Annotated in this window: 2 protein-coding genes; both read left to right on the plus strand. The window is 29.0% G+C overall.

The features are described 5' to 3' along the window. Window positions 1–334 precede the first annotated feature (334 nt). The gene (locus DS884_RS01505; RefSeq protein WP_113785513.1) at window positions 335–793 is read left to right on the plus strand and encodes a hypothetical protein; all 459 of its coding nucleotides are present in this window, start codon (window positions 335–337) and stop codon (window positions 791–793) included. Between the two features lie 153 nt (window positions 794–946). After that, on the plus strand, window positions 947–1,666 hold the full coding sequence (locus DS884_RS01510) for a DUF6896 domain-containing protein (protein WP_113785514.1): 720 nt from the start codon (window positions 947–949) through the stop codon (window positions 1,664–1,666). The last annotated feature ends 116 nt before the right edge of the window (window positions 1,667–1,782 follow it).

Consider the following 1,782-nt stretch of genomic DNA (forward strand, 5'->3'; position numbering starts at 1 on the left):
AAAAAAATTGGAAAATGGAGACGAAAGTGTAATTGAGGATTTATGGGTTTGGTTCGCACCAACCTGCCAATGGGATGACTTTGTTGGAAACATTGATTTGGGAGAAAGAATATTTCAACGACTGAATAAAATAAAGAATAAAGCCAGCAGGTAACAATGTATAACCGCAATTACGGCGGATTCGACTCCGTCCGAATCCACGCGTAATTACTAGCGTCTGTGATTAATCCGAAAATCCGTAATTCTATCCCGTAACTGACGGTTATACGAGACCGTTAGCACCAATAAGGTAGAGAAATAATAACACAATTTAAAATCTATTAAAACATAAAATTTGGCAAGTGGATTTATCATACTAAAAGACAGAAGTTGTTATGCACCAAGATGGACAGGTTTTGACGGAATCATAAGAGACCTTATACGAGAAATAAAGAATTTAGAAAATTCAACGGAATTAAAATTAATTCTCGAAAGAAAAATTCCTTCGAATACAGAAGAAGAAGTTGAAATGTGTTGGGGATTTATAAATACAAATGGAAAAACTATTGAAAGGGGTTTGGATTTGAGAGGATTATCTGATTCTAACCACAAATTATTTTGGACTGGAATTCAAAAGGTTTATGTAAATATGATAAAATTTGGAACTGATTATTCGACTTTGAATCCAATTATACCTAAAGAAATGCTTAAAAGGAAAAAACTCTCTGAACGGAATAGCAATCCTTTGGAACATTCTGACTGGAATAAATTAGCTGATGAAAAATTTGAAATGCTTTCATCAATAGAAAAATAAAATTACTGGTGCCAACACCATGTATAATTAATTGCTTACGGATTTGCTCCTTCGGACAAATCTCGCAGACAATTAATTTCATCTATTTTAATTACTTTTACGTTAAAATTACGCAACTAACCATACACAAATACGTTATGTGCAATTCCAATAATGAAAGAATTGAAAAAAACATTCTGTAATAGAACGAAAGAAATACCTTCTTTAAAAACAATTAAAGAAGAATTAATGAGAAATGACAGAATTAGAATAGATTATAATTCTAAATTCAATATTCTTTTTATTCGAAATTTAAAAAAACAAATAAAAAATATTGATGATTCATTAAATGTTAAGATCCACAAAGGAGAATTTAAAGGCTTGAAATTTTATCATATCTATAATCTTTTATCTGAAAGTGAGGTAGAAAAAATTTCGGAAAAATTAGAAGAAGCAATCAAAAGCTACAGATTGATTTCGGAAAAATTAATAAGGAGATTTGAAGAAAAATATGACTATAGTTTTACCGATACAAATAAATCATTTACAGAAATAAAAGAACAAATAACAATAGATAAAAATCAATTATCAAAAAATTGGAGTTATCGATTTCACGGTGGAGATGTTTGTTTTTCCAACTCTAAATCAGGACAAATTGTTGATATTAATCTAAAGTACAATGGGTTTTATGGAGTGCTAGATTTATGGTTTTTCCAATATTATATGAAAACCACAAATGATTACAAATATATAAGCTCTGTTTATATAGACAATACTCCTAAATTAATTCAAACGTTAGATTATCTCAAGGATAAAGGAAAAGTAAAACAAGTAAAGTCGGATTTTGATTTCTTAGACTCCAAAAAGTTAATATGGAATAAAAAAAGCACATAACAAAATGTATAATTAATTGCTTAGGGATTTGTTCCTTCGGACAAATATCGTAGACAATTAATTTCATCTATTTTATTTACTTTTACGTTAAAATTACGCAACTAACCATACACAAA

It is taken from the genome of Tenacibaculum sp. E3R01 (genome assembly GCF_003318185.1).
GTDB lineage: Bacteria > Bacteroidota > Bacteroidia > Flavobacteriales > Flavobacteriaceae > Polaribacter > Polaribacter halocynthiae.